Origin of the sequence: Pedobacter sp. W3I1, assembly GCF_030816015.1 — a bacterium.
In the GTDB taxonomy this organism is placed as follows: domain Bacteria; phylum Bacteroidota; class Bacteroidia; order Sphingobacteriales; family Sphingobacteriaceae; genus Pedobacter.
In genome coordinates this window covers 6,208,887-6,233,928 of the sequence record NZ_JAUSXN010000001.1, presented here as the reverse complement: position 1 = coordinate 6,233,928, position 25,042 = coordinate 6,208,887, and the positions used below count along the sequence as shown (strand labels likewise).

Annotated in this window: 20 protein-coding genes and 1 riboswitch; of the genes, 14 read left to right on the top strand and 6 right to left on the bottom strand. The window is 39.5% G+C overall.

The features are described 5' to 3' along the window. Positions 1–37: 37 nt before the first annotated feature. Together QF042_RS25570 and QF042_RS25565 are read right to left on the bottom strand one after the other, a co-directional pair. A complete protein-coding gene (locus tag QF042_RS25570; RefSeq protein ID WP_307532965.1) occupies positions 38–634 on the bottom strand; it encodes a short chain dehydrogenase in 597 nt (198 codons plus the stop codon). Positions 635–901: 267 nt separating this feature from the next. Further along, positions 902–2,509, bottom strand: a complete 1,608-nt coding sequence (locus QF042_RS25565) for a S41 family peptidase (protein WP_307532964.1) — start codon at positions 2,507–2,509, stop codon at positions 902–904. A 190-nt stretch (positions 2,510–2,699) separates the two neighbouring features. On the opposite strand from QF042_RS25565, the gene murQ reads away from it, so the two are divergent. From murQ to QF042_RS25540, 5 genes are all read left to right on the top strand, one after another. Continuing rightward, positions 2,700–3,503, top strand: coding sequence for an N-acetylmuramic acid 6-phosphate etherase (gene murQ / locus QF042_RS25560; RefSeq protein ID WP_307532963.1), 804 nt, complete (start codon positions 2,700–2,702; stop codon positions 3,501–3,503). A gap of 124 nt (positions 3,504–3,627) precedes the next feature. Continuing rightward, positions 3,628–4,194: a hypothetical protein gene (locus QF042_RS25555; RefSeq protein ID WP_307532962.1), complete on the top strand. Its 567-nt coding sequence runs from the start codon at positions 3,628–3,630 to the stop codon at positions 4,192–4,194. A gap of 38 nt (positions 4,195–4,232) precedes the next feature. Beyond that, positions 4,233–4,988, top strand: coding sequence for a Bax inhibitor-1/YccA family protein (locus tag QF042_RS25550; protein ID WP_307532961.1), 756 nt, complete (start codon positions 4,233–4,235; stop codon positions 4,986–4,988). A 116-nt stretch (positions 4,989–5,104) separates the two neighbouring features. After that, a riboswitch (SAM riboswitch) is annotated at positions 5,105–5,209 on the top strand. A 135-nt stretch (positions 5,210–5,344) separates the two neighbouring features. Beyond that, a complete protein-coding gene (gene metH, locus QF042_RS25545) occupies positions 5,345–9,061 on the top strand; it encodes a methionine synthase (RefSeq protein WP_307532960.1) in 3,717 nt (1,238 codons plus the stop codon). A 143-nt stretch (positions 9,062–9,204) separates the two neighbouring features. Further along, positions 9,205–10,158, top strand: coding sequence for a methylenetetrahydrofolate reductase (locus tag QF042_RS25540; RefSeq protein WP_307532959.1), 954 nt, complete (start codon positions 9,205–9,207; stop codon positions 10,156–10,158). Between the two features lie 38 nt (positions 10,159–10,196). Here QF042_RS25540 and QF042_RS25535 read toward each other — a convergent pair whose 3' ends face one another. Continuing rightward, entirely contained in the window at positions 10,197–10,391 is a 195-nt protein-coding gene (locus QF042_RS25535; RefSeq protein WP_307532958.1) for a hypothetical protein, read from the bottom strand. Between the two features lie 55 nt (positions 10,392–10,446). Here QF042_RS25535 and QF042_RS25530 point away from each other — a divergent pair, with 55 nt between their 5' ends. The 3 genes from QF042_RS25530 (at position 10,447) to QF042_RS25520 (ending at position 12,678) form a co-directional block, all read left to right on the top strand. Continuing rightward, complete coding sequence (locus tag QF042_RS25530; protein WP_307532957.1) at positions 10,447–11,838, top strand: pyridoxal-dependent decarboxylase; 1,392 nt, start codon at positions 10,447–10,449, stop codon at positions 11,836–11,838. 45 nt (positions 11,839–11,883) lie between these two features. Continuing rightward, entirely contained in the window at positions 11,884–12,186 is a 303-nt protein-coding gene (locus QF042_RS25525) for a hypothetical protein (protein WP_307532956.1), read from the top strand. Positions 12,187–12,264: 78 nt separating this feature from the next. Then, positions 12,265–12,678 (top strand): tail fiber domain-containing protein, encoded by a 414-nt coding sequence (locus QF042_RS25520; protein WP_307532955.1) that lies wholly within the window; start codon positions 12,265–12,267, stop codon positions 12,676–12,678. 102 nt (positions 12,679–12,780) lie between these two features. Here QF042_RS25520 and thrC read toward each other — a convergent pair whose 3' ends face one another. The 3 genes from thrC to thrA form a co-directional block, all read right to left on the bottom strand. Beyond that, positions 12,781–14,088 carry a threonine synthase gene (gene thrC, locus QF042_RS25515; RefSeq protein WP_307532954.1) on the bottom strand — a complete coding sequence of 436 codons (1,308 nt, stop codon included), beginning with the start codon at positions 14,086–14,088 and terminating at the stop codon, positions 12,781–12,783. A gap of 90 nt (positions 14,089–14,178) precedes the next feature. Then, the gene (locus tag QF042_RS25510; RefSeq protein ID WP_307532953.1) at positions 14,179–15,111 is read right to left on the bottom strand and encodes a homoserine kinase; all 933 of its coding nucleotides are present in this window, start codon (positions 15,109–15,111) and stop codon (positions 14,179–14,181) included. Between the two features lie 15 nt (positions 15,112–15,126). Beyond that, positions 15,127–17,580: a bifunctional aspartate kinase/homoserine dehydrogenase I gene (gene thrA / locus QF042_RS25505; RefSeq protein ID WP_307532952.1), complete on the bottom strand. Its 2,454-nt coding sequence runs from the start codon at positions 17,578–17,580 to the stop codon at positions 15,127–15,129. Positions 17,581–19,130: 1,550 nt separating this feature from the next. On the opposite strand from thrA, the gene pckA reads away from it, so the two are divergent. The 6 genes from pckA to QF042_RS25475 all read left to right on the top strand — a co-directional run bounded on the left by pckA (position 19,131) and on the right by QF042_RS25475 (position 25,038). Further along, complete coding sequence (gene pckA / locus QF042_RS25500) at positions 19,131–20,726, top strand: phosphoenolpyruvate carboxykinase (ATP) (RefSeq protein WP_307532951.1); 1,596 nt, start codon at positions 19,131–19,133, stop codon at positions 20,724–20,726. A gap of 299 nt (positions 20,727–21,025) precedes the next feature. Continuing rightward, a complete protein-coding gene (locus QF042_RS25495) occupies positions 21,026–21,856 on the top strand; it encodes a MotA/TolQ/ExbB proton channel family protein (protein ID WP_086548865.1) in 831 nt (276 codons plus the stop codon). Between the two features lie 79 nt (positions 21,857–21,935). Next, positions 21,936–22,550, top strand: coding sequence for a biopolymer transporter ExbD (locus tag QF042_RS25490; RefSeq protein ID WP_307532950.1), 615 nt, complete (start codon positions 21,936–21,938; stop codon positions 22,548–22,550). Positions 22,551–22,553: 3 nt separating this feature from the next. After that, on the top strand, positions 22,554–23,060 hold the full coding sequence (locus QF042_RS25485) for a biopolymer transporter ExbD (RefSeq protein WP_131028084.1): 507 nt from the start codon (positions 22,554–22,556) through the stop codon (positions 23,058–23,060). A 19-nt stretch (positions 23,061–23,079) separates the two neighbouring features. Then, positions 23,080–23,898: an energy transducer TonB gene (locus QF042_RS25480; protein ID WP_307532949.1), complete on the top strand. Its 819-nt coding sequence runs from the start codon at positions 23,080–23,082 to the stop codon at positions 23,896–23,898. Positions 23,899–24,135: 237 nt separating this feature from the next. Continuing rightward, positions 24,136–25,038 (top strand): PstS family phosphate ABC transporter substrate-binding protein, encoded by a 903-nt coding sequence (locus tag QF042_RS25475; RefSeq protein ID WP_307532948.1) that lies wholly within the window; start codon positions 24,136–24,138, stop codon positions 25,036–25,038. Positions 25,039–25,042: the final 4 nt, after the last annotated feature.

Here is a 25,042-nt window from a genome sequence, read left to right as displayed (position 1 = left end):
AAACGAGGTCCCGGATTTCTTCAAATGCCGGACCTAATTAATAAACTTTTATTACCTGGCCTGTTACAATGCCCAACACACTTTTCTCGTAAGCTTTAACTACTTTCTCCATGGTAACGGGAATTTCTCCGGGAAACGAATCGAAATAGGCAGGCGAATCTTCAACCACGTTAGGACTGATGGCGTTTATACGAACCTCATTTTTGAGTTCCGGAGCAGCTGCCAAAACAAAAGAGTTTAGTGCTCCATTTATTGCGCTCAATGCTGCACCGGCTGCAACCGGATGTTCGGCCAATATGCCCGAAGTTAGGGTAAATGAACCACCTTTGTTAATATAGTGCTGACCGATAAGCACCAGGTTAACCTGACCCATTAACTTATCCAGCAGCCCACTCTTAAACACTTCACCAGTCATTTGACTTACAGGCGTAAAAGGGCCTTTCCCACTGGTACTAATCAGGGCATCGAAAGCACCAATCTGTTCGAACAAGGCTTTAATCGATGCTTCATTGGTAATATCTACCTGAAAATCTCCTTTGGTATTTCCTACACGAATGATCTCGTGTTTTTGGGCGAAAGCTTCGGCTACTTTTTTACCCAGTGTGCCCGTTGCGCCTACAATTATTATTTTCATCTGAAGCTGTTTAGGTGTAAATACTCATTTAGTACCGTTATTAAACACCTGGGCTTATTGAAATGTTTGTACAGCGTCAATCCTGCAACACCATTTCAGCTTTAAGGTCGGTAATCAAAAGATCGATATGTCATTGCATTACGTTTGGCATGCAGATGATGTGCGAATTTCCCTGTTCTGCCGCCAGTTGCCGTTTTTTACAGATCGTTACAGATGGTGTAGGGAAATTTAGTTATCGATTTATAGTCAGGAAAGTATAAAATATGGCTACTGAAGGTTTAGTAGCGCCTGTCTTACCGCATTATCGTTTTGATTTGCCGCTTTATAGTAGCCCACATCACCCAGATAATAGCGACAAAGCAAAGCTTTTAAATCGTTTAAGATCACAGTTTTAGAATTGTACAATTGGAAACGATCTATCGCCACATTTTTGCGTTGAAGATACCCGATGAAGTCTTTAAAGTCATTATCATTTATAGTAAAGATATTGATATTCTGTTCTACAAAACTGGCGCTATACTTATTAGTAAGTACATTAAATACATAATCAGAAAGTACTTTTTTGCTCACTAAATTACTGTAAAACTTATTGTAGCCACTGGTATCTAATTTCACGAATACGTCTGGTTGTATACCGCCAATCGGTTTAACTTTTTTGTTCGGTTGAATATTTACACCTTCAGTTTTCTCAATAGAATCTTGAAAAGAGGTACGGTCTCCTGTAAGCTCCCCATCCATCAAGCGTTCATCTAATTCATGTTTGTAGGCATTGTAACCTTTCTTATATGATTTTTGAATGCTACGTCCCGATGGTGTATAATATCTTGCGATGGTTAAGTTCAATGCAGAGCCGTCGCCAAAAGCAAATTGCTCTTGTACCAAACCTTTTCCAAAAGAACGGCGGCCAACAATAATCCCACGCCCTAAATCCTGGATGGCTCCAGCTACAATTTCGCTGGCAGAAGCCGTATTTTCATTAATCAGGATAGCCAGTTTGCCATTTTGAAAAGCGCCGGTACCTGTGGAAAAATAATCGGTACGCGGCTCATGCTTGCCCTGTGTATATACAATAAGTTTGTTCTCTGCCAAAAACTGATCAGCTAAACCCGTAGCTGCGGTAAAATAACCACCTCCATTATCGCGCAAATCAAGAATAAGTTTTTTCATACCCCTTGCCTTCAGGTTGTTGACTGCAGCAGAGAAATCGTTATCCGTATTGGCACCAAATTTACTAATCCGCACATAACCTGTTTCGTTGTTAATCATGTAGGCAGCATCAATACTACTGATGTTGACTTTACCACGGGTAACCATAATGCGGTTACTTTGCGGAGCGCCCGGGTGTAAAAGCACTACGCTCACACCAGTCCCGGATCTACCTTTAAAACGACCGGTAAGTTGATCTTTCGGTAGGTTTCGGCCACTTACTACTGCAGTATCGATACTCAGGATCTTGTCGCCCAATTTAATTCCCGCCTGATAAGCCGGTCCGTCTTTAACCACACCGGTAACCATCATGGTATCGTTAAGCATATAATATTCTATGCCTACGCCTTCAAAATTTCCTTCCAGGTTATCAGTCATATCTTGCGCATCAGTTGGTGGCAAGTAAACACTATGTGGATCGAGTTGGTGTAAAACGCTATCTATAGGTAAGTTTTGAAGCGAATCGGTATTGATGTCATCAACATAATTGCCATTGATGATATGTAAGATTTCGTTTAATTTTTCGTCGCTATTGTTGGCTAGCTGAGGGCTTTTTTTAACGCCAAAGCCTTGATCTTTAATGAATTTTATACCCAAAAACATACCCACTATTAAAATTACAGAATAGCTTAGTGCAATCAGTACGTTATTTCGGGTATTTTTTTTCATCGGCGTTAATGCAAATTTATGAAAATTAGCGAGTTGATATATTTTTTAACTGCATTTTCATGTCTTTTGTTTATAATATTTAACATTAATTAACGCAAGGAAGACCTCACTCGAAATTTATGACAGATATTTTTGAGTTTTTAGCGCAGTTTTTAAAAAGAATTTACCGAATTTTATCAAAATTAAATTTATGAATAGAGTTACCGAGCAAGAATCTAACTATGACCACATCGATCAGATGTCGGTATTAGAAGTTTTGCAGGGCATTAATAACGAAGATAAAACTGTAGCGTTTGCAGTTGAAAAATGTTTGCCTCAGATCGAAAAATTAACATCGGCAGTTGCCGAGCGAATGAAAAAAGGTGGTCGTCTCTTTTATATAGGTGCAGGTACAAGTGGTCGTTTAGGCGTAGTAGATGCATCTGAATGTCCGCCTACTTACGGTGTTCCTTTTGATTGGGTTGTAGGAATTATTGCTGGCGGAGATACTGCCATTAGAAGAGCGGTAGAATTTGCTGAAGATGATGCCGAACAAGCCTGGAAAGATCTACAGGAATTTGAGATTAATGAAAAAGATTGTTTGGTTGGCCTGGCAGCATCGGGTACCACTCCATATGTAATCGGCGGATTAAACACAGCACGCAAACATGGCATTTTAACAGGTTGCATTGTTTGTAATACCGGCGGACCTATTGCTGCTGAATCGGATTTTCCGGTTGAAGTGGTGGTTGGCCCTGAATTTATTACCGGATCTACCCGCATGAAATCGGGTACGGCACAAAAAATGGTGTTAAACATGTTAAGTACTACGGTGATGGTTCAGTTGGGGCGCGTAGTTGGCAATAAAATGGTCGATATGCAGTTAACCAATCATAAACTGGTAGATCGTGGTACACAAATGGTTGCCGATGAACTGAATATTGGTTATGATGAAGCTGCTGAATTATTAACCCGTTATGGAAGCGTGCGTAAGGCAGTTGCAGCAGGACACTGAGAAATGTTAGAATGAGAGAAGGAGGGATGGAGTGAATGAAAGAATTAGTGAATGATAGCATGTAAGAGTAGCATTAATCATTCTCTCATTCAAAATTCAATCCTTCAATAATTAAGAAAAAAGCATGCACGAAATTGAGCCTTACTATCAGTGGAGAGATGATTATATTTCGGCAGAAGATGAGCGTTCGCCATTTTACAATACCGAATATTCTGAACTTTATTTCGATAAACAGATTTATAACTTTTTATTGCACCCCCAATGGGACGAGTTTGGCTCGAATACGCTGTACATGAAGGTATTGTACGCCGATTACGACCGCAGTTATGCCGTTATAGAATTTATAGGGGAGTGGAACGATGCCATTAATAATGATATTATGCTGCTAAAGCGTGATATTTTAGAGCTGATGATGGATGAAGGCATTAATAAATTTATTCTGATCGGAGAAAATGTGCTGAATTTCCATGCTTCTGATGATAGTTATTATGAAGAGTGGTTTCAGGAAGTAGAAGATGGCTGGATTGTTGGCGTAAATTTTCAGGAACACGTAATCACTGAGTTTCGCGATAATAACATCGATTATTACATTAACTTTGGCGGTGCATTCGACAATCTGCCATGGCGCACACTAAAACCACTACAGGTCTTTAAAAAAGTTGAAGAATTGCTGACAAAAAGATTAAACTAAATATTTATTTTTATATAGTTAAATACACAAAATTTAAAATGGAACAACAAAATTATCAATATCAAGACAACAGTGTTTTTGTACAGGAAAGATCTGCATCTAAACGTTTCTTTGGGAATGTTTTCTTATGGATGTTTGTAGCACTAGCTGTTTCTACAGTTGCAGCTTATTTTATTGCCAGTACGCCAGCAGTATTGGATTATCTTTTATCTTATAACCCACAAACAGGTAAAGGTGGGTTTACTGTTTTAGGTTACATTGCAATATTTGCTCCGCTAGGATTAGTATTCTTGATGGGCGCTGGTATGCAACGGATGTCTTATCAGGCATTAATTGGCGTATTTTTGCTTTATTCTATATTAACTGGAGTAATGCTTAGCTTTATCCTGTTAACCTATTCTTTGCCATCTGTTGTAATTAGTTTTGCAGCGGCTGCCGCGATATTTGCCGTAATGGCGATAATGGGCTACACTACAAATACAGATTTGAGTAAGTTTGGACCTATATTATTTGCAGGCGTAATCGGTTTGGTGATCATCAGTATTATCAATATGTTTTTAGGCAGCTCTACATTGGGGTACATTATGGGATTTATTGGAGTGGCTATTTTTACTGCCTTAACTGCCTACAAGGTGCAAGAGCTTAAAAGAATTGGCGAAGGTTTGGATGAAAATGGAAATACTTTAGGTGTAAATGAAAGCAAAAAATTAGCGATCATGGGCGCCTTATCGCTTTATATCACCTTCATCAACTTATTTTTGTCGCTATTGCGTATTTTCGGTAGTAGAAGATAGATCTCAAAAACAGAACAATATTCTTAAGGCTGCGCAGTTTTGCGTGGCCTTTGTAATTTTATTTGGTAGCAAGGCGATAATTTTTGGAATTGATGTTGCTTTGTTGCATTTTTGTATGCTTATTAAGAAAGACGGAGGGATTAGACCCAACGAAGTCTTAGCAACCTGTAACCATACAAGGTGCTAAATTCTATTCTGCAAATAGCGGAAACAGATAAGTTTAGGATTACGATTCTCGTACCAACTTTTTAAATAAGCTTTTTTTTGAGATTTGAGACTATAGATTTGAGATTTGAGACAATGTGTCTTATCTACTCTCATATCGCATATCTCAATTCTCATATCTAACAACAAGAATGAGCATAAGAGAAGAATTAGAAAAACGTATTTTGGTGATTGATGGTGCAATGGGTACCATGATTCAGCGATATACCTTAACCGAAGAAGATTTTAGGGGGGAGCGATTTAAAAACCATCCCTGTGATGTAAAAGGCAATAACGATTTGCTCAACATCACACGTCCGGATATTATAAAAACGATACACCTGGAGTATCTGGCGGCTGGTGCCGATATTATCGAAACCAATACGTTCAGTACACAGCGCATTTCCATGGCCGATTACCAGATGGAAGACCTTTCTTACGAAATGAGTTTTGAAGGTGCACGTGTGGCAAAAGAAGCTGTAAATGAGTTCATGGCAGCAAATCCAGACCGTAAATGTTTTGTTGCTGGTGCCATTGGCCCAACCAACCGTACCCTTTCCATGTCGCCAAATGTAAACGATCCTGGTTTTAGGGCTGTTTATTTCGATGAGCTGGAAGCAGCTTATTACGAGCAGGTACGCGGTTTGGTAGATGGTGGTTCGGATGTATTATTAATCGAAACCATTTTCGATACTTTAAATGCTAAAGTGGCTATTGTAGCCATTAAAAAATATGAAGAGGTAATAGGCCGTAAACTGGAGATCATGATTTCCGGTACCATTACCGATGCCTCTGGCAGAACACTTTCAGGTCAAACTGCTGAAGCTTTCTTAAATTCTGTAATGCATGCAAAACCATTAAGCATCGGTTTTAACTGTGCTTTGGGTGCTAAAGAAATGCGACCACATATTGAGGAGCTTGCTGCAAAAGCGGGCTGTTATGTTTCGGCCTATCCAAATGCTGGTTTACCAAACGAGTTTGGTGCTTACGATGAGCAGCCGCATGAAACGGCACATTTGGTTGACGATTTTATTGCCTCTGGTTTTGTGAACATTGTGGGTGGCTGTTGTGGCACCACGCCAGAGCACATTGGCTGTATTGCTAAAAATGCAAGGAAAGCTGAGCCTAGGAAAATCCCTGTGCTAGAACCTTATATGCGTTTAAGCGGGTTGGAGCCAGTAACCATCACCCCAGAGAGCATTTTTGTGAATATTGGTGAAAGAACAAATATTACCGGATCTCCAAAATTCTCTAAATTGATCTTAAGCGGCGATTACGAGGCTGCATTGGCCGTTGCCCTACAACAGGTTGAAGGCGGTGCACAGATCATCGATGTGAACATGGATGAAGGGATGTTGGATTCGGAAGCAGCAATGACCAAATTCTTAAACCTCATTGCCTCTGAACCTGATATAGCCAAATTGCCCATCATGGTCGATTCATCTAAGTGGTCGGTTATTGAAAATGGTTTAAAATGTTTGCAGGGAAAAGGAATTGTAAACTCCATTTCACTAAAAGAAGGGGAAGAGAAATTCCGCGAAAGCGCCCGCAAAATTATGCAATATGGTGCCGCCGTGGTGGTAATGGCTTTTGATGAGCAGGGGCAGGCCGATAATTACGAGCGTAGAAAAGAAATCTGTAAACGGAGTTATGATATTTTGGTAAATGAAATTGGCTTCCCGGCAGAGGATATTATTTTCGATCCGAACATCTTAACCGTCGCAACCGGATTAGAAGAGCATAATAATTATGCTGTCGATTTTATAAATGCTACCCGCTGGATCAAAGAAAACCTGCCTCATGCCAAAGTGAGTGGTGGGGTTTCTAACATTTCTTTCTCTTTCAGGGGGAATAATACCGTTCGCGAAGCCATGCACTCCGCATTTCTTTATCATGCCATTCAGGCCGGTTTAGATATGGGAATTGTAAATGCGGGGATGTTAGAGGTTTATCAGGAAATTCCACCCGAATTGTTAGAAAGGGTAGAGGATGTGCTCTTAAACCGAAGAGACGATGCTACGGAGCGTTTGGTAGAATATGCCGATACCGTAAAATCGAAAGGTAAAGAAGTGGTTAAAGATGAAGAGTGGAGGAAAGGTTCTGTTGAAGAAAGATTATCTCATTCCTTAGTTAAGGGAATTGTAGAATATCTGGATGATGATGTGGAAGAAGCCAGGCAAAAATATGCCCGCCCGATTCAGGTAATCGAAGGGCCATTGATGGACGGGATGAACATCGTAGGTGATTTATTCGGCGCCGGGAAAATGTTCCTGCCTCAGGTAGTAAAGTCGGCAAGGGTAATGAAAAAAGCCGTAGCCTATTTATTGCCATTTATTGAACAGGAGAAATTAGATAATCCCGATCAGGATCAGAATTCGTCAGCAGGAAGAGTATTAATGGCCACTGTAAAAGGTGATGTGCATGATATTGGGAAAAATATTGTGGGCGTGGTATTGGCCTGTAATAACTTCGAAATTGTTGATATGGGTGTGATGGTTCCTGCGCAGGAAATCATCAAAAAAGCCAGAGAAATAAAAGCCGATATTATTGGTTTAAGTGGTTTAATTACGCCATCGCTGGATGAAATGGTTCACTTTGCCAAAGAAATGGAGCGCGAAGGTTTCACCATTCCATTAATTATCGGTGGAGCAACTACTTCAAGAATCCATGCTGCTGTAAAAGTAGCACCGCATTATTCGGGACCTGCTATCCACGTGTTAGATGCTTCCAGAAGTGTTACCGTTTGCAGCACCCTGATGAATCCTGAAACAAAAGATGACTATGTAGCAGGCATTAGAGCTGAATATGATAAAGCACGTGAAGCGCATTTAAATAAGCGATCGGATAAACGTTTTAAAACCTTAGATGAAGCACGTGCAAATAAATTTAAGATCGATTTTCAGCCCAACTTACCTGTTCCGGAATTTACAGGCACAAGGGTTTTCGATAACTATCCCTTAGAAGAATTGGTTCCCTATATCGATTGGACGCCTTTTTTCCATACCTGGGAACTCCGCGGAAGTTATCCGAAAATTTTCGACGATAAAAATGTAGGCGACGAAGCGAAGAAACTTTTTGATGATGCACAGACTTTATTAAAACGCATCCTCGACGAAAAACTGTTAACAGCAAGAGCCGTGATCGGTTTCTGGCCAGCAAATGCGGTAGGAGACGACATCGTTTTAGAAGTCCAGAGTCCGGAGTCCAAAGTCCGAAGTCAACCTAGTGACTCAGGACTCAGGACTGAAGACTCAAGACTAGTTACTATCCACACCCTCCGCCAGCAGGCCGAAAAAGTAGATGGGCAGCCTTATTACGCCTTATCTGATTTTATTGCACCGAAAGAAAGTGGTATTCAGGATTATTTCGGTGGTTTTGCCGTAACGGCGGGTATCGGGATTGATGAACTGGTGAAAGAGTTCGAATCCAATTACGATGATTATAACAGTATCATGGCCAAAGCACTGGCCGATCGTTTGGCTGAAGCCTTTGCCGAGCGCCTGCATGAACGTGTACGCAAAGAATATTGGGGTTATGCACAGGATGAAAATCTGAGCAATCAGGAATTGATTAAGGAAGAATACGCAGGGATCCGTCCCGCGCCAGGTTATCCTGCCTGCCCGGAACACACCGAAAAAGGAACTTTATTCCAGTTGCTTGATGCGGAGAATAAAATTGGACTTCACTTAACCGAAAGTTATGCCATGTATCCAACAGCAGCGGTAAGTGGGTTTTATTTCGCGCACCCTGATTCGAGGTATTTTGGATTAGGAAAAATTACCAAAGATCAGATTGAAGATTATGCCATCAGAAAGAATATGCCGGTTGAAGAAGTGGAGCGGTGGTTAAGTCCGAATTTAGCTTATTAACATCGTCGATTTGTCATCCTGAGTGAACGAAGGATCTCGAACCGAAGAACATATAAATTGATATTTGCAGTCATCAAAAAAATAGGAACTGCTATATGTTAGAGATGCTTCATTAGCATTCAGCATGACAACCAAAACAGGGTATGAAGATTACAGACCATATAAAAAACGCAAAGGGTAAAACCTTATTCTCTTTTGAATTATTGCCGCCTATTAAAGGGCAAAGTATACAGTGGATTTATGATGCAATAGAACCGTTGCTAGAGTTTAATCCTCCTTTTATTGATGTGACTTCGCTTCGTGAAGATTACATTTATAAAGAACAAGCCAATGGTTTGCTACAAAAGGTATCTTATCGCAAGCGGCCGGGTACCATTGCCATTTGTGCGGCTATTATCCATAAATATAAGGTTGATGCCGTTCCACATCTTATTTGCGGTGGGTTTACGAAAGAAGAAACCGAAAATGCATTGATCGATTTACAGTTTTTGGGTATTGATAATGTTTTGGCTTTGCGTGGCGATGCCCGTAAGGCAGATGGAAATTTTGTGCCAACTCCCGGTGGACACTGTTATGCTACAGATTTGATTGAGCACATTAAGAACCATAACGAAGGTAAATTTCTCCATGAAGATGTAGAAACCTTTAAAAGCGATTTCTGTATCGGCGTAGCTGGCTATCCTGAAAAACATTTTGAAGCACCTAATTTAAATACTGATTTTAGGTATTTGAAAAAGAAAGTAGATTTAGGGGCTGAGTTTATTGTAACGCAGATGTTTTTCGATAACCAGAAGTATTTCGATTTTGTAAAGAAATGTAGGGAAAACGATATCAATGTGCCGATTATACCAGGTTTGAAGCCCATCAGTACCTTATCGCAGTTAAATGTATTGCCTAAGATTTTTCATATCGACTTACCTGATGAATTAACGGATGCGCTATCGCATGCTAAAAACAATAACGAGGCAAAAGAAATTGGTACTGAAGCCATGATTAAACAATGTAAAGAACTGATTGATTTTGGCGCTCCGGTATTGCACTTTTATACCATGGGCCGCCCTGAACAGACTAAAAAGATAGCGAAGGCTATATTTTAATGAGAGCCGTCACTCTGAATTTATTTCAGAGTCACTGGTTAGTCGGGATTTGTAATCCCGTCTTCTGATTTAATTTTTAATGGATTTAAAATCCACAGTGCATAACGTCGAGATTTATTCTTGACTAGGAAATGAAAGTCAGTATTCCATTGATGCTTTAGCCCTGCCATTTGCTGTAGCCCGATAGAAAAAATCGGGGCTGCCGCTGCTGTCAGGTTTATTAATATTGGCATAATATCACTTGTTAGTCGGAATTTGTAATCGACGCTAGAAAAATTGAAAATAATCATGAATAATTTAAATACCGATCAACAAAACCTTGATGCCATACTCACAGAAGTTAAACAACAGGGTATTGATTATTTAAACCACATTCAGGAACGCTCAACAGCGAGTTCGGGTGAAGTGGAGATTGTTAGTGATTTAAACGAGCATGGCTCAGGTACTATCGAAGCCTTGAAACAATTTAATCAGCGTTTTGAGCCTATTATGGTGGCGTCATCCGGTCCAAGATACTGGGGCTTTGTAACCGGCGGAACAACACCTGCGGCCATTGCCGGCGATTGGTTATCAACGATCTACGATCAAAACACACAGAGCGCAAAAGGCGATGGAGATGTTTCGGCGATCATCGAACTCGAAACTATCCAATTATTACTTTCCTTATTTAATTTACCCAAAGATTTTTTTGGCGGTTTTGTAACAGGTGCTACACTATCTAATTTTGCCTGTTTAGCCGTAGCCAGACAATGGATTGGTAAACAACAAGGTAAAGATTTCGCCATAGAAGGTATATCAGGTACTGTAAAAGTGCTATCGGCTACACCACACTCATCAGCCATCAAATCCTTATCAATGCTGGGCTTAGGTAGTGGCAATTTTATTCCGGTAAACGTAATGCAGGGCAACCGCGAAGCATTGGACGTTGCCGATCTCGAACTTAAAATACAAGCCTTAAAAGGAGAACCATTCATTTTAATTTCCAGCGCCGGAACAGTAAATACGGTTGATTTTGATGATTTTGAAGCCATTAATACCTTAAAAGAGAAATATAATTTCTGGTGGCATATCGATGCAGCCTTTGGTGGTTTTGCAGCCTGCTCTCCTAAATACAGCCATTTGCTTAAGGGCTGGGAAAATGCCGATAGCATTACGGTAGATTGCCACAAGTGGCTAAATGTACCTTACGAAAGCGCGGTGTTTTTTGTCAAAGAAAAACACCAGTTGCTGCAGGTAGAAACCTTTCAGAATTCAAATGCAGCCTATTTAGGCAATCCGATGGAGAATTTTAGTTATTTAAATTTCCTGCCCGAAAACTCCCGCCGTTTAAAAGCTTTACCTGCATGGTTTACCCTTACAAGCTACGGAAAACAAGGGTATCAGGAAATTGTAGAAAGTAATGTTGAAATGGCCTTACGGTTTGCCGATTTCATTAATGAAAATCCGAACTTCGAACTACTGGCACCTGTACGTTTAAATACTGTTTGTTTTTCGTTGATAGATGAAAGTTTAGTTGCAACATTTCTGAATATGTTAAACGCAAGCGGAAAAGTATTTATGACCCCTACATTTTATAACGGGAAGAAAGGAATACGCGCTGCTTTTGTAAACTGGCGGACCTCAGCCGCTGATGTTGAGCTGGCTACGAGAGCTATGCTCGAAATTCTTACAGAACTTTAACCTGAAAATTATTGTTTTAATGCTATAGCTTTTATCTTTGTACCGATGAAATTGGAAGGCCTTAAATATGTACTGATTGCCTGCATTGCAATAGCTTTTTTCTTAAAAGTAAGCCATGCGATTTCGTATTTAAACTATTCTGCCAGTAATGTTGAAGTTTTATCTACAAATGATGACGCAACAGAGAAGGAAGAAAAGAAAGTGGAAACCGAATATGCCGTGCAGCAGATCGTGTTTCACGGAGCGTTATATTTTCCACTTCAAACTTCAAAAAAAGTGCTCATTCCTGACCATTCTTTCCAACTGGCTTATTTTCCAGAGGTTTTAACACCACCACCATCCGTATAACCATATCCTTTTTTGTTTATATCCCGCTTCGCAAAAGCGGAACCAATTCTCTATTTTAAAAATTACAAATAATAAGATATGAAACGAGCAATTTCATTTACCGTGCTGTTAATCGCAGCTACTTTAAAAATCAGTGCACAAGAAGTGGTGCAGAACAATGTTAAACCAGTAGAAAATGCCTTAAGTCAGGTTGCAAGGCTCCAGCCGGTAAGCTTTAATTATGATAAAGCCTGGGCCGAAAAACTGAGGTTATCTGCCAAAACACAATATGGTTTTGTAGGGGCTGATGCTAAAACCGCTTTTCCTGAAATTGTTTCTGTACAAGCCAAAAGTTATCCATCGGGCAAAAATGCTTTTAAAAATGCTACTATTACCAAGGTAGATTATGAAAGTTTAGTACCACTTTTAGTTGCCAGCATAAAGGAGCAACAGCAACAGATTGAAGCGCTGCAGCGCGAGCTGAAAACGCTAAAATCGCAGAATGCTAAGTAAGAGAAAGGAGTCGTCATCTCGACTGAAGCGCAGTGGAATGGAGAGATCTATCTCGTTAGATTTCTCGGCTTCGCTGCACTCCGCTCGAAATGACGATCAATTTTATCCTTTAAGCAAATACTTTTTAAATCCTTCAAAATCTACACCTAATTGATCAGCATGCTTAGGTTTGCTTTCTAAAGCTTTTACCTGCTCAGGGATTTCTATTTTAGCTGCAATATCAGCAGGAAAAATATCAGGGAATTTACAGGCATGTGCGGTAGATAAGAAAACTGCAGCACTTTCATCTGTTGGATTTTCGTTTCTGTATTTTTCAACTGCTAAATAAGCAATAGCAGTATGAGGACAAGCAACATAGTTTAATTTGCTATCAATTTCTTTAATGCCTGCTAATGTTTCATCATCTGTAAAACGGTAAGAAGTAACCACTTTTTTTATGGCTTGTACATCCTGATTAAACAGGTCCATAATGCGTATCCAATTGCTTGGTGCACCAACATCCATGGCATTCGAGTAGGTTTGGGTTGACGGCTTGGTTTCATAAACACCACTTTCTAAAAAACGTGGCACAGTATCATTAACATTGGTAGCTGCTATAAACTGTTTAACAGGCAATCCTAGTTTGTATGCTAACAAACCTGCGCCAATGTTTCCAAAGTTTCCGCTGGGTACTGAAAATATCACATCATTAAAACCTTGCTTTTTTAGTTGAGCATAAGTGTTAAAATAGTAAAACGTTTGCGGAATCAATCGGGAGATATTAATCGAATTGGCAGAGGTTAATCTGAATTTTGTATTCAAATCCTCATCAGCAAAAGCCTGTTTTACCAAAGCCTGGCAATCATCGAAAGTTCCTTTAACCTCAATGGCTCTAATATTTTCTCCGTTGGTGGTTAACTGAAGCTCCTGTATCGGACTCACTTTCCCTTCCGGATAAAGGATCGTTACCCTGGTATTTGGTACGCCTAAGAAACCCAAAGCTACTGCGCCGCCAGTATCACCTGAAGTAGCGACCAGGACATCTAAAAGTTGTTCACCATCTTTTAAGAAATAAGCCATTACACGGCTCATAAAACGGGCGCCAAAATCTTTAAAAGCTAAAGACGGACCATGGAACAATTCGAGCACAAAGGTTTTGTCATCTAATTTAACAGCCGGTGCTTCAAAATTAATGGCATCATCAATTAAGGCTTTTAAATCTTCAGCCGGAATCTCATCTTTTAATAATGTTGAAGCTACTTTGTAAGCTATTTCTGGTAAAGAATACTGTTCGATATTCTGAATGAATTCGGGGTCAAGCTGCGGGATTTCAACAGGCATATATAGGCCTTTATCCTGTGGCATGCTGTTAAAAACGGCTTCTTTAAAAGAAACACGTAAATCTTTATTGTTGGTTGAGTATAGTTTCATTTTTAATGAGGTTGAAGGGTTGAAAGGTAAGGTTGGAAGGTTTTGGGTGTTTAACCCTCAGCCTAAAAGCCCTCTACCTTCCAGCCTACTTTAAAGTACTCTTGGTCCTTCGGCATTAACCGGAGATACAAAGGCTTTGCTGTTAATATTTATTTTATGTAAATGTTGCTGTTGCGATTTGGTTATTTTTCTGGCTGTTTCTTCATCTTTCGTTAATGCGAAAACAGATGGACCGGAACCTGATATTCCGAAGCCGATTGCCCCATTTTCCATCGCCAGTTTTCTCATTTCTTCAAAACCTGGTATCAAGATCGAACGTGTTGGTTCTACCAGAACATCTTTCATGCTTCTTCCGATCAGATCAAAATCATTCATGAATAGTCCACTCACTAAACCTGCAACATTTCCCCATTGTGTAACCGCATCTTTTAAGGCAACTTTACTGCGGATCATTTGGCGTGCATCTTTAGTAGGTACATCTACTTCCGGGTAAACAATTGCTGCATACATGCCAGCGGGAGTAGGTAAAGAGATTACATCCAGCGGTTCGTAACTTCTTACCAGTACAAAACCGCCTAATAAAGCAGGCGCAACATTATCAGCATGGCCGTAACCACAGGCAAGTTCTTCACCTTTCATGGCAAAAGGAACCAGCTCCTTAGTGGTTAATAAGTCGCCCATTAATTTGTTAATGGCAAATAAACCAGCAACTGTACTGGCCGAACTTGAGCCCAATCCACTACCAATAGGCATTTTCTTGTGCAGTTCAATTTCTACACCAACATCCAAACGGTTTATATGCTTTAAATAATGCTGAACACTGGCACTTACGGTATTTTTCGTTGCATCTAATGGTAAACGGCCATCATCGCCGGTAATTCTTTTGATCACCACACCTGGTGTATCGGTAAATCGCATTTCAACTTCATCACCTGGTTCGTTTACAGCGAAACCAAGTACATCGAAACCACAAACTACGTTTGCAACGGTAGCCGGGGCGAAAACTTTTATACTATTTTTCATTATTAATTGGCTTAGCTATTTGTTTAAAGTACCTACGTTAATGATATCAGCAAAAACACCAGCAGCAGTAACTTCGGCACCTGCACCTGGGCCTTTTACCACGAGTGGACGGGTTTTATAACGATCTGTAGTGAAAGAGATGATGTTATCACTTCCCGATAGCATATAAAAAGGGTGGCTGTCATCAACCATTTGCAGACTGATTTCAACATTTCCATCTTCAAGCTTACCGATGTAACGCAAAACTTTTCCATCGTTGGCTGCGGTATTCTTTAAATTTTCGAAGTAAGCTGCATTGGCCTGTAATTCAGAATAGAAATCTTCAACAGATGTGGCATTTAAACAGGCTTCCGGCAAAATGTTGTCGATTTTCACATCACTGGCTTCTAACGGATAGCCAGCATCGCGGGCAAGGATTAGCATTTTACGCATAAAATCTTTTCCATTTAAATCATCGCGTGGATCTGGTTCAGTATAGCCCAGTTCCTGCGCTTCCTTAACCGTTTCATAAAAGCCGGCATCGCCTTTGAAATTATTGAAGATGTAAGAAATCGTGCCTGATAAAATGGCCTCGATCCGGGCTACCTTATCGCCGCTCATCATCAGTTCTCTTAAAGTTCGGATGATTGGTAAACCTGCACCTACATTGGTTTCGTAATAAAAATCCACACCGAATTTACGGGCTGTATCTTTAAATGATTTATACTGAGCATAATCTGCTGAGTTTCCTTTTTTATTGCAGGTTACTACTGAGATGCTGCTCTCAAAGATGCCTTGATAAAATTCTATTGGCGATTCTGCAGCGGTGTTATCTACAAAAACACAGTTTGGTAAGTTTAGGGCTTTCATTTTGGCAACAAAACCAGCTAAATCTGCCTGTTCACCATTTGTATTTAATTCCGCTTCCCAATTTTCTAAAGAAAGACCATCAGCATTGAAAATCATTTTGCGTGTATTGCTGATGCCCGTTACCTTAACTTGTAAATCGTTATTGGCTGCCAGAAATGGCATCTGCTCTTTCAATTGGTTAAATAATGTTTTACCTATGTTTCCAGTGCCCAAACAGAAAACATTTAATGTTCTTTTCAGATCGGTAAAAAAAGCATCATGTACTGCATTTACTGCTTTCGATAAATCATCTTTGCTGATAATAACCGAGATGTTATATTCTGAAGAACCTTGAGCGATAGCCCTTACATTGATACCGTTACGACCTAAAGCGCTGAATAGACGTCCGCTCATACCTGGTGTACGTTTCATGTTTTCACCAACAATAGCCAATACAGCCAAATTATTTTCAACTTCCGGCAGTTCCAGTTTTTTAGCATCTAACTCCAGCTCGAATTCTTTTTTGATTAAAGAAATGGCCTGCGAGGCATCTGTTGGTTTAACCGCGAAAGTAATACTATGTTCTGATGAAGATTGCGTAATCAATACTACATTGATCTGTTCACGCGAAAGCAGTGAGAATAATCTTCCGCTAAAACCTGCCTTACCCACCATACCACTTCCGGTTAGGTTGATGATGCTGATATGATTGATAGAGGAAATTCCTTTTATGGGTAAACTTGATGCTTTTACATCGCTTTTGATATAAGTTCCTGCGAAATCAGGTTCGAAAGTGTTTTTAATTACAATCGGAATCTTTTTCATAAAAGCAGGGATCATTGTTGGTGGATAGATCACTTTTGCGCCGAAATAACTCAGTTCCATGGCTTCGGTATAACTCAGTTCAGGTAATGAGAAAGCCTTTTTCACCATGCGCGGGTCAGCGGTCATCATACCATTTACATCCGTCCATATTTCTATCTCTTCAGCATTTAAAGCTGCACCCCAAACCGCTGCGGTATAATCAGAGCCTCCACGGCCTAAAGTGGTTACCCTGCCTGCTGCATTGCTCGCTATAAAACCAGTAACAAAAAGTACTTTGCCTTTATGTTCCTGGTAAAAATTGTTGATCAGCAGCTCGGTCAGCACAGTATCTACCTTTGCCTGCCCAAAATTGCTGTCGGTTTTAATCAGGTCAGAACCGTTTACATAAACCGCATCACCAAAATTTTGCGAAGCAATATGACTGATCATAAAGGTAGAACAGCGTTCACCGTAGCTCAGAATCTGATCTTTGGTTTGCAAGCTCAGTTCCTTTAAATTGCTTACTGCCTGTAATAAATCTTCTAACTCGTTAAAAAAGATTTTCAAACGCGTAAACACGGGGTTTTGTGCTGCCGCAGGTAAAAGCGCACGGATTACAGCAAAGTGTTTTGCTTCGATTTCTTTTAAATGGGTGTCGTAATCTTCCCCACGCTCGGCCATTTCGGCCATATCGGTAAGTAAATTGGTTACACCACTCATTGCCGATAATACAACTACCGGGCTGTTCTTCTGTTTTTCTTCGCCCACCAGGCGTAAGAGGGTTTTAATGTTCTCGGCCGAACCTACGGATGTGCCGCCGAATTTAAGTACTTTCATTAGTCTATAATTGGTTTTAACTGTTTGATGCTGTTCGGATAATTATGGTTGCTCGTACAGGTTTCATTCAGCATGGGTTAAAAAAAAAGCGTCCCGACTTTCATCGGGACGCTCTCTGTGTTTTATGTTTTTTCAATTTACAACAAATTAGCCCCGCTGGTTTATACCGGTGGTAATAATAATCGTTGTAATAATCGAAGTGTTAAAATTCATCTTGTCTTTGTGTACTTTATACACCGTAAAGTAGGAGATTATTTTTTTAAAATGCAAATGTTTTTTGATTTTTATTTCGAAATTTCTATTAAAACGTTTAAGTGGATGAAATAGCTGTATTTTTTGAACCCAAAACTGATATGGGTTTTACTACGATGGTTCTAACTCCACTCCTTTTTTTAAGGAGGGGTGCCCGCAGGGCGGGGTGGTTTTTATGCTGTCTATACGCGAAAAGATAATTCAACTCCCCTCCTTTTTTTAAGGAGAGGTGCCCGTAGGGTGGGGTGGTAAATGATAATAGTTTATTTATTAGAAAAGGTGCTGTCGTAATTCTTCGGATAAGGCAGTCCTGCTAACCGCTGTAGTCCCGATGGCAATGCTGTTTGATCGATAGGGGATCGGGAGCTGCCGCTTTTATCAGGTTTAGTTAAATTTAGGTTGTGGTACTATTTAGGTTAACTACCTTTCTAGCGCTGATTTATTCCCCTCTTGAGGGGTGCCCGAAGGGTGGGGTGGTTTTTATGCTACCTATATGCGAAAAAGGTAATTTCAACTCCACTATGTATTTTCAAAGAGGGCGAACCCGTTGGGCGGGTGGTTAATAAGCGGTTTAAATATTAGAAAAGGTGCTGTCGTAATTCTTCGGATAAGGCAGCCCTGCTAACAGCTGTAGTCCCGATGGTATTGCTTTTTGATCGATAGGAAGATCGGGTAATTTCCTTTCTAGCGCTGATTTATTCCCCTCTTGAGGGGTGCCCGCAGGGTGGGGTGGTTTTTATGCTGTCAATATGCGAAAAAGATAATTCAACTCCCCTCCTTTTTTTAAGGAGGGGTGCCCGTAGGGTGGGGTGGTCAATAATAGTTTATTTATTAGAAAAGGTGCTGTCGTAATTCTTCGGATAAGGCAGTCCTGCTAACCGCTGTAGTCCCGATGGTATTGCTTTTTGATCGATAGGGGATTGGGAGCTGCCGCTTTTATCAGGTTTAGTTAAATTTGGGTTGCCGTACTATTTAGGTTAATTACCTTTCAGCGTCTAACTCCCCTCCTTTGGAGGGGTGCCCACTGGGCGGGGTGGTCAATATTTAATCATTTAACAATGCGTCATTGATTTTCAAAACCTTACCTATTAAAAGTTTAAACCAGCTAAAACCATTTAACTGATTTTACTTAGTGTAATTTTTTAATTTTTTTTGCCTTGTAAAAACGAATGTAAATAGCTGTAAATAAAATGTTTACATAATAGTGTATTTGCTACAATATGTAAAAAATTACGCTTCAAAACTAGTTTTTGTCGAAGATAAGTATTTACCTTTGCTGTACTAACTAACTTATTGTTATGAGCAAAAAGAAACTGCAAACGCCAGATTTAAGCTATTTAAATCTAGGTGGAAACATTGCTGTAAAGTACCAATTATCTCCAACGGAATTAATTGATGATGCCTTATTAAATAAAGAAGGTACGCTGGCCACTTCGGGGGCACTGGCGGTTGATACCGGAAAGTTTACCGGACGTTCTCCTAAAGATCGTTTTATTGTATGCGACGAAGTAACCGAAGATCAGGTTTGGTGGGGCGATGTAAACATTAAAATTTCTCCGGAAAAATTCGATCAGCTATTTTATAAGCTAACGAATTACCTTGAAGATAAGAAAATCTATGTTCGCGATTCTTCCGCCTGTGCCAATCCGGATTATTCGATATCAATCAGGGTAATTACAGAAACGGCTTATCAGAATCTTTTTGCTCATCATTTGTTTATTCGCCCACAAGAAGATCATTTGGGGATCACACCAGAGTGGACCATCATTGCTGCGCCAGGCTTCCTGGCCGATCCGGCTATTGATGGAACCAGGCAGGAAAATTTCTCCATCATCAATTTTACCAAAAAAATGATTTTGATTGGAGGAACAGGCTATACAGGTGAAATCAAAAAGGGAATTTTTTCTATTTTAAACTTTGTTCTGCCCGTATATAAAAATACCCTTTCCATGCATTGCTCGGCCAATGTGGGTAAAAATGGCGATACCGCTATATTTTTCGGTTTATCAGGCACAGGAAAAACCACCCTGTCAGCCGATCCCGAAAGAGGATTAATAGGCGATGATGAACACGGCTGGGGCAAAGATTCGGTATTTAATTTCGAAGGGGGTTGCTATGCAAAATGTGTAGATTTAACCGAAGAGAAAGAGCCTCAGATCTTTAAGGCGATTAAATTTGGCTCATTACTGGAGAATATTAATTTTTTTCCGGGTACGCAGGAGGTTGATTATAGCAATATCAGTAAAACGGAGAACACCCGTGTAGCCTATCCTATAGATTATATTGACAATGCCATTTTACCATCAATAGCGGCCGTTCCGAAAAATATCTTTTTCTTAACCGCAGATGCGTTTGGGGTATTGCCTCCGATTTCAAAATTAAATGTAGAACAGGCCATGTTCCACTTTATGAGCGGCTATACTGCAAAGGTTGCAGGAACAGAAACAGGGGTAACAGAGCCTCAGTTAACGTTTTCGGCTTGTTTCGGTAAAGCTTTCTTACCACTGCATCCATCTAAATATGCCGCATTATTAGGTGAGAAGATGGAAAAACACCAGGTAAACGTATGGTTAGTAAATACAGGTTGGAGCGGAGGCGCTTATGGTGTAGGTAAAAGGATGAAATTAAGTTATACCAGAGCGATGATTACCGCGGCATTAAACGGAGATTTAGATCATAATAAATATAAGCAACACCACGTATTTAAATTGATGATGCCATTAAATTGTCCAGGGGTACCGAACGAAATTTTAGACCCCTCTAAAACTTGGGATAATCAGGAAGAATACTTTTTAAAGGCCTATGAACTGGCTAATGCCTTCACCGAGAATTTTAAGCAATTTGAACTGACAAAAGTACCAAAAAGCAGACACGAAGCGTTAAAATTATGTTAAATGCACTTTAAAATGCATTTTTTGCACGAAAAATTTGCAATTCGATTTTTTTTTAGTTTTTATTGTGAAAGAATTGCCTCGGCTGGGGCAATTTTTTTGTTATACACCCTTTGGTGATTTACCGGAACAAAATTCTAAGTAACGATTTAATTGCTTATTGATTTATTAATTTGTAATTTAAAATCAATTTATAAATTTGTTTTTCGCAACAATTTCGGATATGAAACGTTGAGTGTAGTACAAAAGAAAAAAACAGCTAAAAATTAAAAACAAGAACTAAAACTAAAATTTCAAAAAAAATGGCAAACGCACCAAAACCAACAACTGTTAAAAAAGAGAGCTCTTCTAGCGCTTCAAATGTATTTGCAACATTCGTTATTCCAATTTGTATTATCATTGGATTCTGTGTTTGGAGATTCGTATTCGGAGAAGGAAGTAACTTTATCGATGGTGACAGAGAAAAATTACCATTACCTGGTAACTATCTTGGAACAGCTTACAAAGGAGGTCCTATCGTAGCGATCCTAGTTGGATTACTATTAGTGGTAATTGTATTCTCTATCGAACGTTTCATCGTTATTGGTAAAGCAAGTGGAAAATCTAGCTTAGACACTTTCATTCGCAAAGTACAAGGTTTATTAAGCGCAGGTAACATCGAGGCTGCAAAAGCTGAGTGTGATAAACAACAAGGTTCAGTTGCTAACGTAATTAAATCTGGTTTGAAAAAATACAGCGAAGTTGAAGCTGATACTAATATGGATGTTGAGCAATCAATCGTTGCTATCCAAAAAGAAGTAGAAGAAGCTACAGCTTTAGAAATGCCAATGTTAGAGCAAAACTTAACCGTAATTGCAACTTTGGTATCAATTGGTACATTAGTAGGTTTATTGGGTACAGTAACAGGTATGATCCGTGCATTCGCCGGTTTAGCAAACTCTGGAGCACCAGATCAGTCAGCATTAGCGGTAGGTATCTCTGAGGCATTGATCAACACTGCAACTGGTATCTTGGTATCTACTGTGGCAATTATCATGTATAACGTATTAACTTCTAAAATCGACAAGTTAACTTACGCTATCGATGAGGCTGGTTTCAGCATCGTTCAAACATACGCTAGTTCGCATAAATAAGAATTTTGAAAAAATTTTTACCGGCTTTATGGAAAACCGGAAAAAAGATCATCATTATTAAAAACTAGTAAAAAATATTATGCCTAGAATTAAAGTTAAAAGAACAAGTACAGTAACAGATATGACGGCCATGTGTGATGTGGCATCATTGTTACTTACTTTCTTCATCTTAACTGCTACAGCAAGGCAACCAGAACCTCTGGCCGTTTCTACACCCTCATCTACGTATGAGTTTAAAGTACCGGCAGAAAATAATGCGATTTTAACAATCGGACAAGGTAAGGTATTCTTTGAAGTAGCAGGAAATAACGTAAGAAGAAGAACATTAGAACTAATGGGCGAGCAATACAGTGTAAAGTTTACACCTGAAGAACTTCAACGTTTCTCAGTAATATCAACTTTCGGTGTGCCGTTTGCAAGTTTAAAAGGATTTATCGCAATGAATGGGTCAGACCGCATGAAACCAGGAGTACAAACTGGTATCCCTACCGATTCTACCGATAATCAATTAAACTCGTGGGTTCTTAATGCTCGTAAAGCAACTAAAGAAATAAATAATCAGGATATGCGTGTGAGTATCAAAGGTGATGCTAAAGAAGAATATCCAGTTGTGAAAAAGATTATTGATGTGCTTCAGAAGCAAAGTGTAAACAAATTTTTATTGGTTACTAACGCTGAAGCTAAAAAGAAATAAGAAATGGCAGAATTAAATACAGGCGGGAAGAAAGCCACACCAAGGGTTGATATGACTCCAATGGTGGATCTAATGTTTCTTTTGGTAACGTTCTTTATCTTAACTACATCAATATCTACACCACAGGCGATGGATATTGCAAAACCAGATAAAAACGAAAAGTTACCTGAAAACAGATTAGAACTGAAAGCAAGTAAAACCATGACCATCTTATTGGGTAAAAAAGATAAGGTAGCTTGGTACATGGGCGTAGCAGGTGAAACTGCTCCAAATATCGAATCTGTATCACAAGTTGGCGAATCTATTGTTAAAAATAGAAAAACTGCTGATGCTTCTGGCGTGGCTGGAGACTTTGTTGTGTTGGTAAAGCCAACCTCAGGATCTACTTTCCAGAACTTTGTTGATATTATGGACGAATTGGAAATTCTTAAAGTTAAGGTTCGTCAGATTGATGATGATAATATCCTTGATAACGAGAAACAGGCCATGAAGGAACAAGGAATTTTATAATCAATAAAAACCAATAGTTATGTCGAAGTTAGATATATTCAGAAAAGAATGGCTTGAAGTGGTTTTTGCGGATAAAAACAAAAGCTATGGTGCGTACCAATTGCGTAAAACCAATGGTGCAAACACCACAAAAGCATTAATTATTGGCTCTGTAATATTTCTAGTGTTATTTTTCTCACCTAAAATCTATAGCCTGATTAAAGGCTCAATGGAGCATGAAGATGAGCAATTAAAAGCACAGGAAGTAATTTTAGCGCCACCACCACCAGTAGATCCTAAAACACCACCACCACCACCGGTAGAGCCGCCGCCACCGAAAGTTGACCAGGTGAAAATGCCACCTCCAATTGTAAAACCTGATATCGAGGTTCGTGATGAACCACCTACGGTTGAAAAGTTGAAGGAAGCAGATCCAGGTCAGAGAGATATCAAAGGTGACCCAACAGCTGATATTGTTATCGCTGAACCGGTAGGTGAAGGACCAAAAAGAGAAGCTGCTGTTGCGGTTGATGATAATAAAGTTTACGACTTTGTTAGTATCGAGAAGCAACCAGAATTTCCTGGAGGTATCTCTAAGTTCTATGGATACTTAAGTAAAGCAATAAAGTACCCGCCAATGGCACAGGAAAACAACGTTCAAGGTAAAGTGTTTTTATCATTCGTTGTTGAAAAAGATGGTAAATTGACTGATATCACAGTTACCCGTGGTTTGGGTAGCGGAACTGATGAAGAAGCCATCCGTGTATTGAAAGCTAGTCCACGTTGGAACCCAGGTATCCAAAATGGTAAGCCGGTAAGGGTAAAATACAACATCAACGTTAACTTTACATTGAACTAATAGTAGATGTTAAATTTTGATATTTTTAAGCAAAAATCGCCTAAACAGCGGTTTTTGCTCATTTTAGGCCTTATCATGTTCGTCTTTTATGTGGTATTGGGGCTTGCATTTATCTTTTGGGAACCAATAGCCCTACGCTTGAGCGCTATTCCGCACTGGGGTAGGATCGCGATTGGAATTTTCTTAATTATTTATGCTTTTGTAAGACTATTAAGCCTAAGCAGGCGAGACTAATCAATGAGAAATTTCCTTTTTATATTCTTAATCCTGGCCCTTGTAGCCTGTAAGCGTAAAAACAAGACTGAAGCAGTTAAAGAAACCCGCACAAGCGGTACACTTAAAATGCTGGTTGATGAAAGCGTTAGCCCTATTGTGCAGGATCAGATTGATATATTCAGTCTGGATTATCCACAGGCAAAAATCGAAACTACAGTAAAGCCGGAAGAAAAACTTTTACCTGTATTTTTAAACGATAGTGTAAGGGTAATTGTGTTGCCAAGGTTATTAACCAAGGCCGAAGAAAAATATTATAACCAGCGGAGTATAAAAATAAACACCTCACGATTTGCTGTAGATGGTATTGCTTTAATTACAAATCAGGGCAATATTGACAGTACAATTAACGTTAAAGATGTGATTGATATATTACGGGGGAAGAAATCAGATAAAAAATTGGTCTTTGATAACGCTTATTCAAGTACCTTTCAATATTTTAAAGAACTGGCTAATATCAGCCAATTTCCAGCTACAGGTGTTTACTCTAAAAATTCCAGCAAAGAAGTAATTAAACTTATTGCAGAAGATAAAAATTTTATTGGTATTTTGGGCGTGAATTGGATCACGGGTAAAGATACAGAGATGAGTGAATACCTTTCTCAGATAAAAGTCCTGGGCGTAAAGAATGTAAAAGGCAAGGTAGGAGATGATCAGTTCTATAAACCAACTCAAGATAACTTAATCAACGGTGTTTATCCTTTCCTAAGAAATATAAATATTATAGATTGCGAAGGAAGAGATGGTTTAGGCACAGGATTTGCAACATGGTTAAGAAGTCAGAGGGGACAATTAATTGTACTTAAATCTGGACTTGGTCCACATAAATTAATGCCAAGACAAATTAACCTGACAAAAGGAAATTAAATTA

Coding starts and splice junctions, on each gene's coding strand:
- QF042_RS25570 (WP_307532965.1), bottom strand. CDS start 634: ATGAAAATAATAATTGTAGGCGCAACGGGCACACTGGGTAAAAAAGTA.
- QF042_RS25565 (WP_307532964.1), bottom strand. CDS start 2,509: ATGAAAAAAAATACCCGAAATAACGTACTGATTGCACTAAGCTATTCT.
- murQ (WP_307532963.1), top strand. CDS start 2,700: ATGAATAGAGTTACCGAGCAAGAATCTAACTATGACCACATCGATCAG.
- QF042_RS25555 (WP_307532962.1), top strand. CDS start 3,628: ATGCACGAAATTGAGCCTTACTATCAGTGGAGAGATGATTATATTTCG.
- QF042_RS25550 (WP_307532961.1), top strand. CDS start 4,233: ATGGAACAACAAAATTATCAATATCAAGACAACAGTGTTTTTGTACAG.
- metH (WP_307532960.1), top strand. CDS start 5,345: ATGAGCATAAGAGAAGAATTAGAAAAACGTATTTTGGTGATTGATGGT.
- QF042_RS25540 (WP_307532959.1), top strand. CDS start 9,205: ATGAAGATTACAGACCATATAAAAAACGCAAAGGGTAAAACCTTATTC.
- QF042_RS25535 (WP_307532958.1), bottom strand. CDS start 10,391: ATGCCAATATTAATAAACCTGACAGCAGCGGCAGCCCCGATTTTTTCT.
- QF042_RS25530 (WP_307532957.1), top strand. CDS start 10,447: ATGAATAATTTAAATACCGATCAACAAAACCTTGATGCCATACTCACA.
- QF042_RS25525 (WP_307532956.1), top strand. CDS start 11,884: ATGAAATTGGAAGGCCTTAAATATGTACTGATTGCCTGCATTGCAATA.
- QF042_RS25520 (WP_307532955.1), top strand. CDS start 12,265: ATGAAACGAGCAATTTCATTTACCGTGCTGTTAATCGCAGCTACTTTA.
- thrC (WP_307532954.1), bottom strand. CDS start 14,088: ATGAAACTATACTCAACCAACAATAAAGATTTACGTGTTTCTTTTAAA.
- QF042_RS25510 (WP_307532953.1), bottom strand. CDS start 15,111: ATGAAAAATAGTATAAAAGTTTTCGCCCCGGCTACCGTTGCAAACGTA.
- thrA (WP_307532952.1), bottom strand. CDS start 17,580: ATGAAAGTACTTAAATTCGGCGGCACATCCGTAGGTTCGGCCGAGAAC.
- pckA (WP_307532951.1), top strand. CDS start 19,131: ATGAGCAAAAAGAAACTGCAAACGCCAGATTTAAGCTATTTAAATCTA.
- QF042_RS25495 (WP_086548865.1), top strand. CDS start 21,026: ATGGCAAACGCACCAAAACCAACAACTGTTAAAAAAGAGAGCTCTTCT.
- QF042_RS25490 (WP_307532950.1), top strand. CDS start 21,936: ATGCCTAGAATTAAAGTTAAAAGAACAAGTACAGTAACAGATATGACG.
- QF042_RS25485 (WP_131028084.1), top strand. CDS start 22,554: ATGGCAGAATTAAATACAGGCGGGAAGAAAGCCACACCAAGGGTTGAT.
- QF042_RS25480 (WP_307532949.1), top strand. CDS start 23,080: ATGTCGAAGTTAGATATATTCAGAAAAGAATGGCTTGAAGTGGTTTTT.
- QF042_RS25475 (WP_307532948.1), top strand. CDS start 24,136: ATGAGAAATTTCCTTTTTATATTCTTAATCCTGGCCCTTGTAGCCTGT.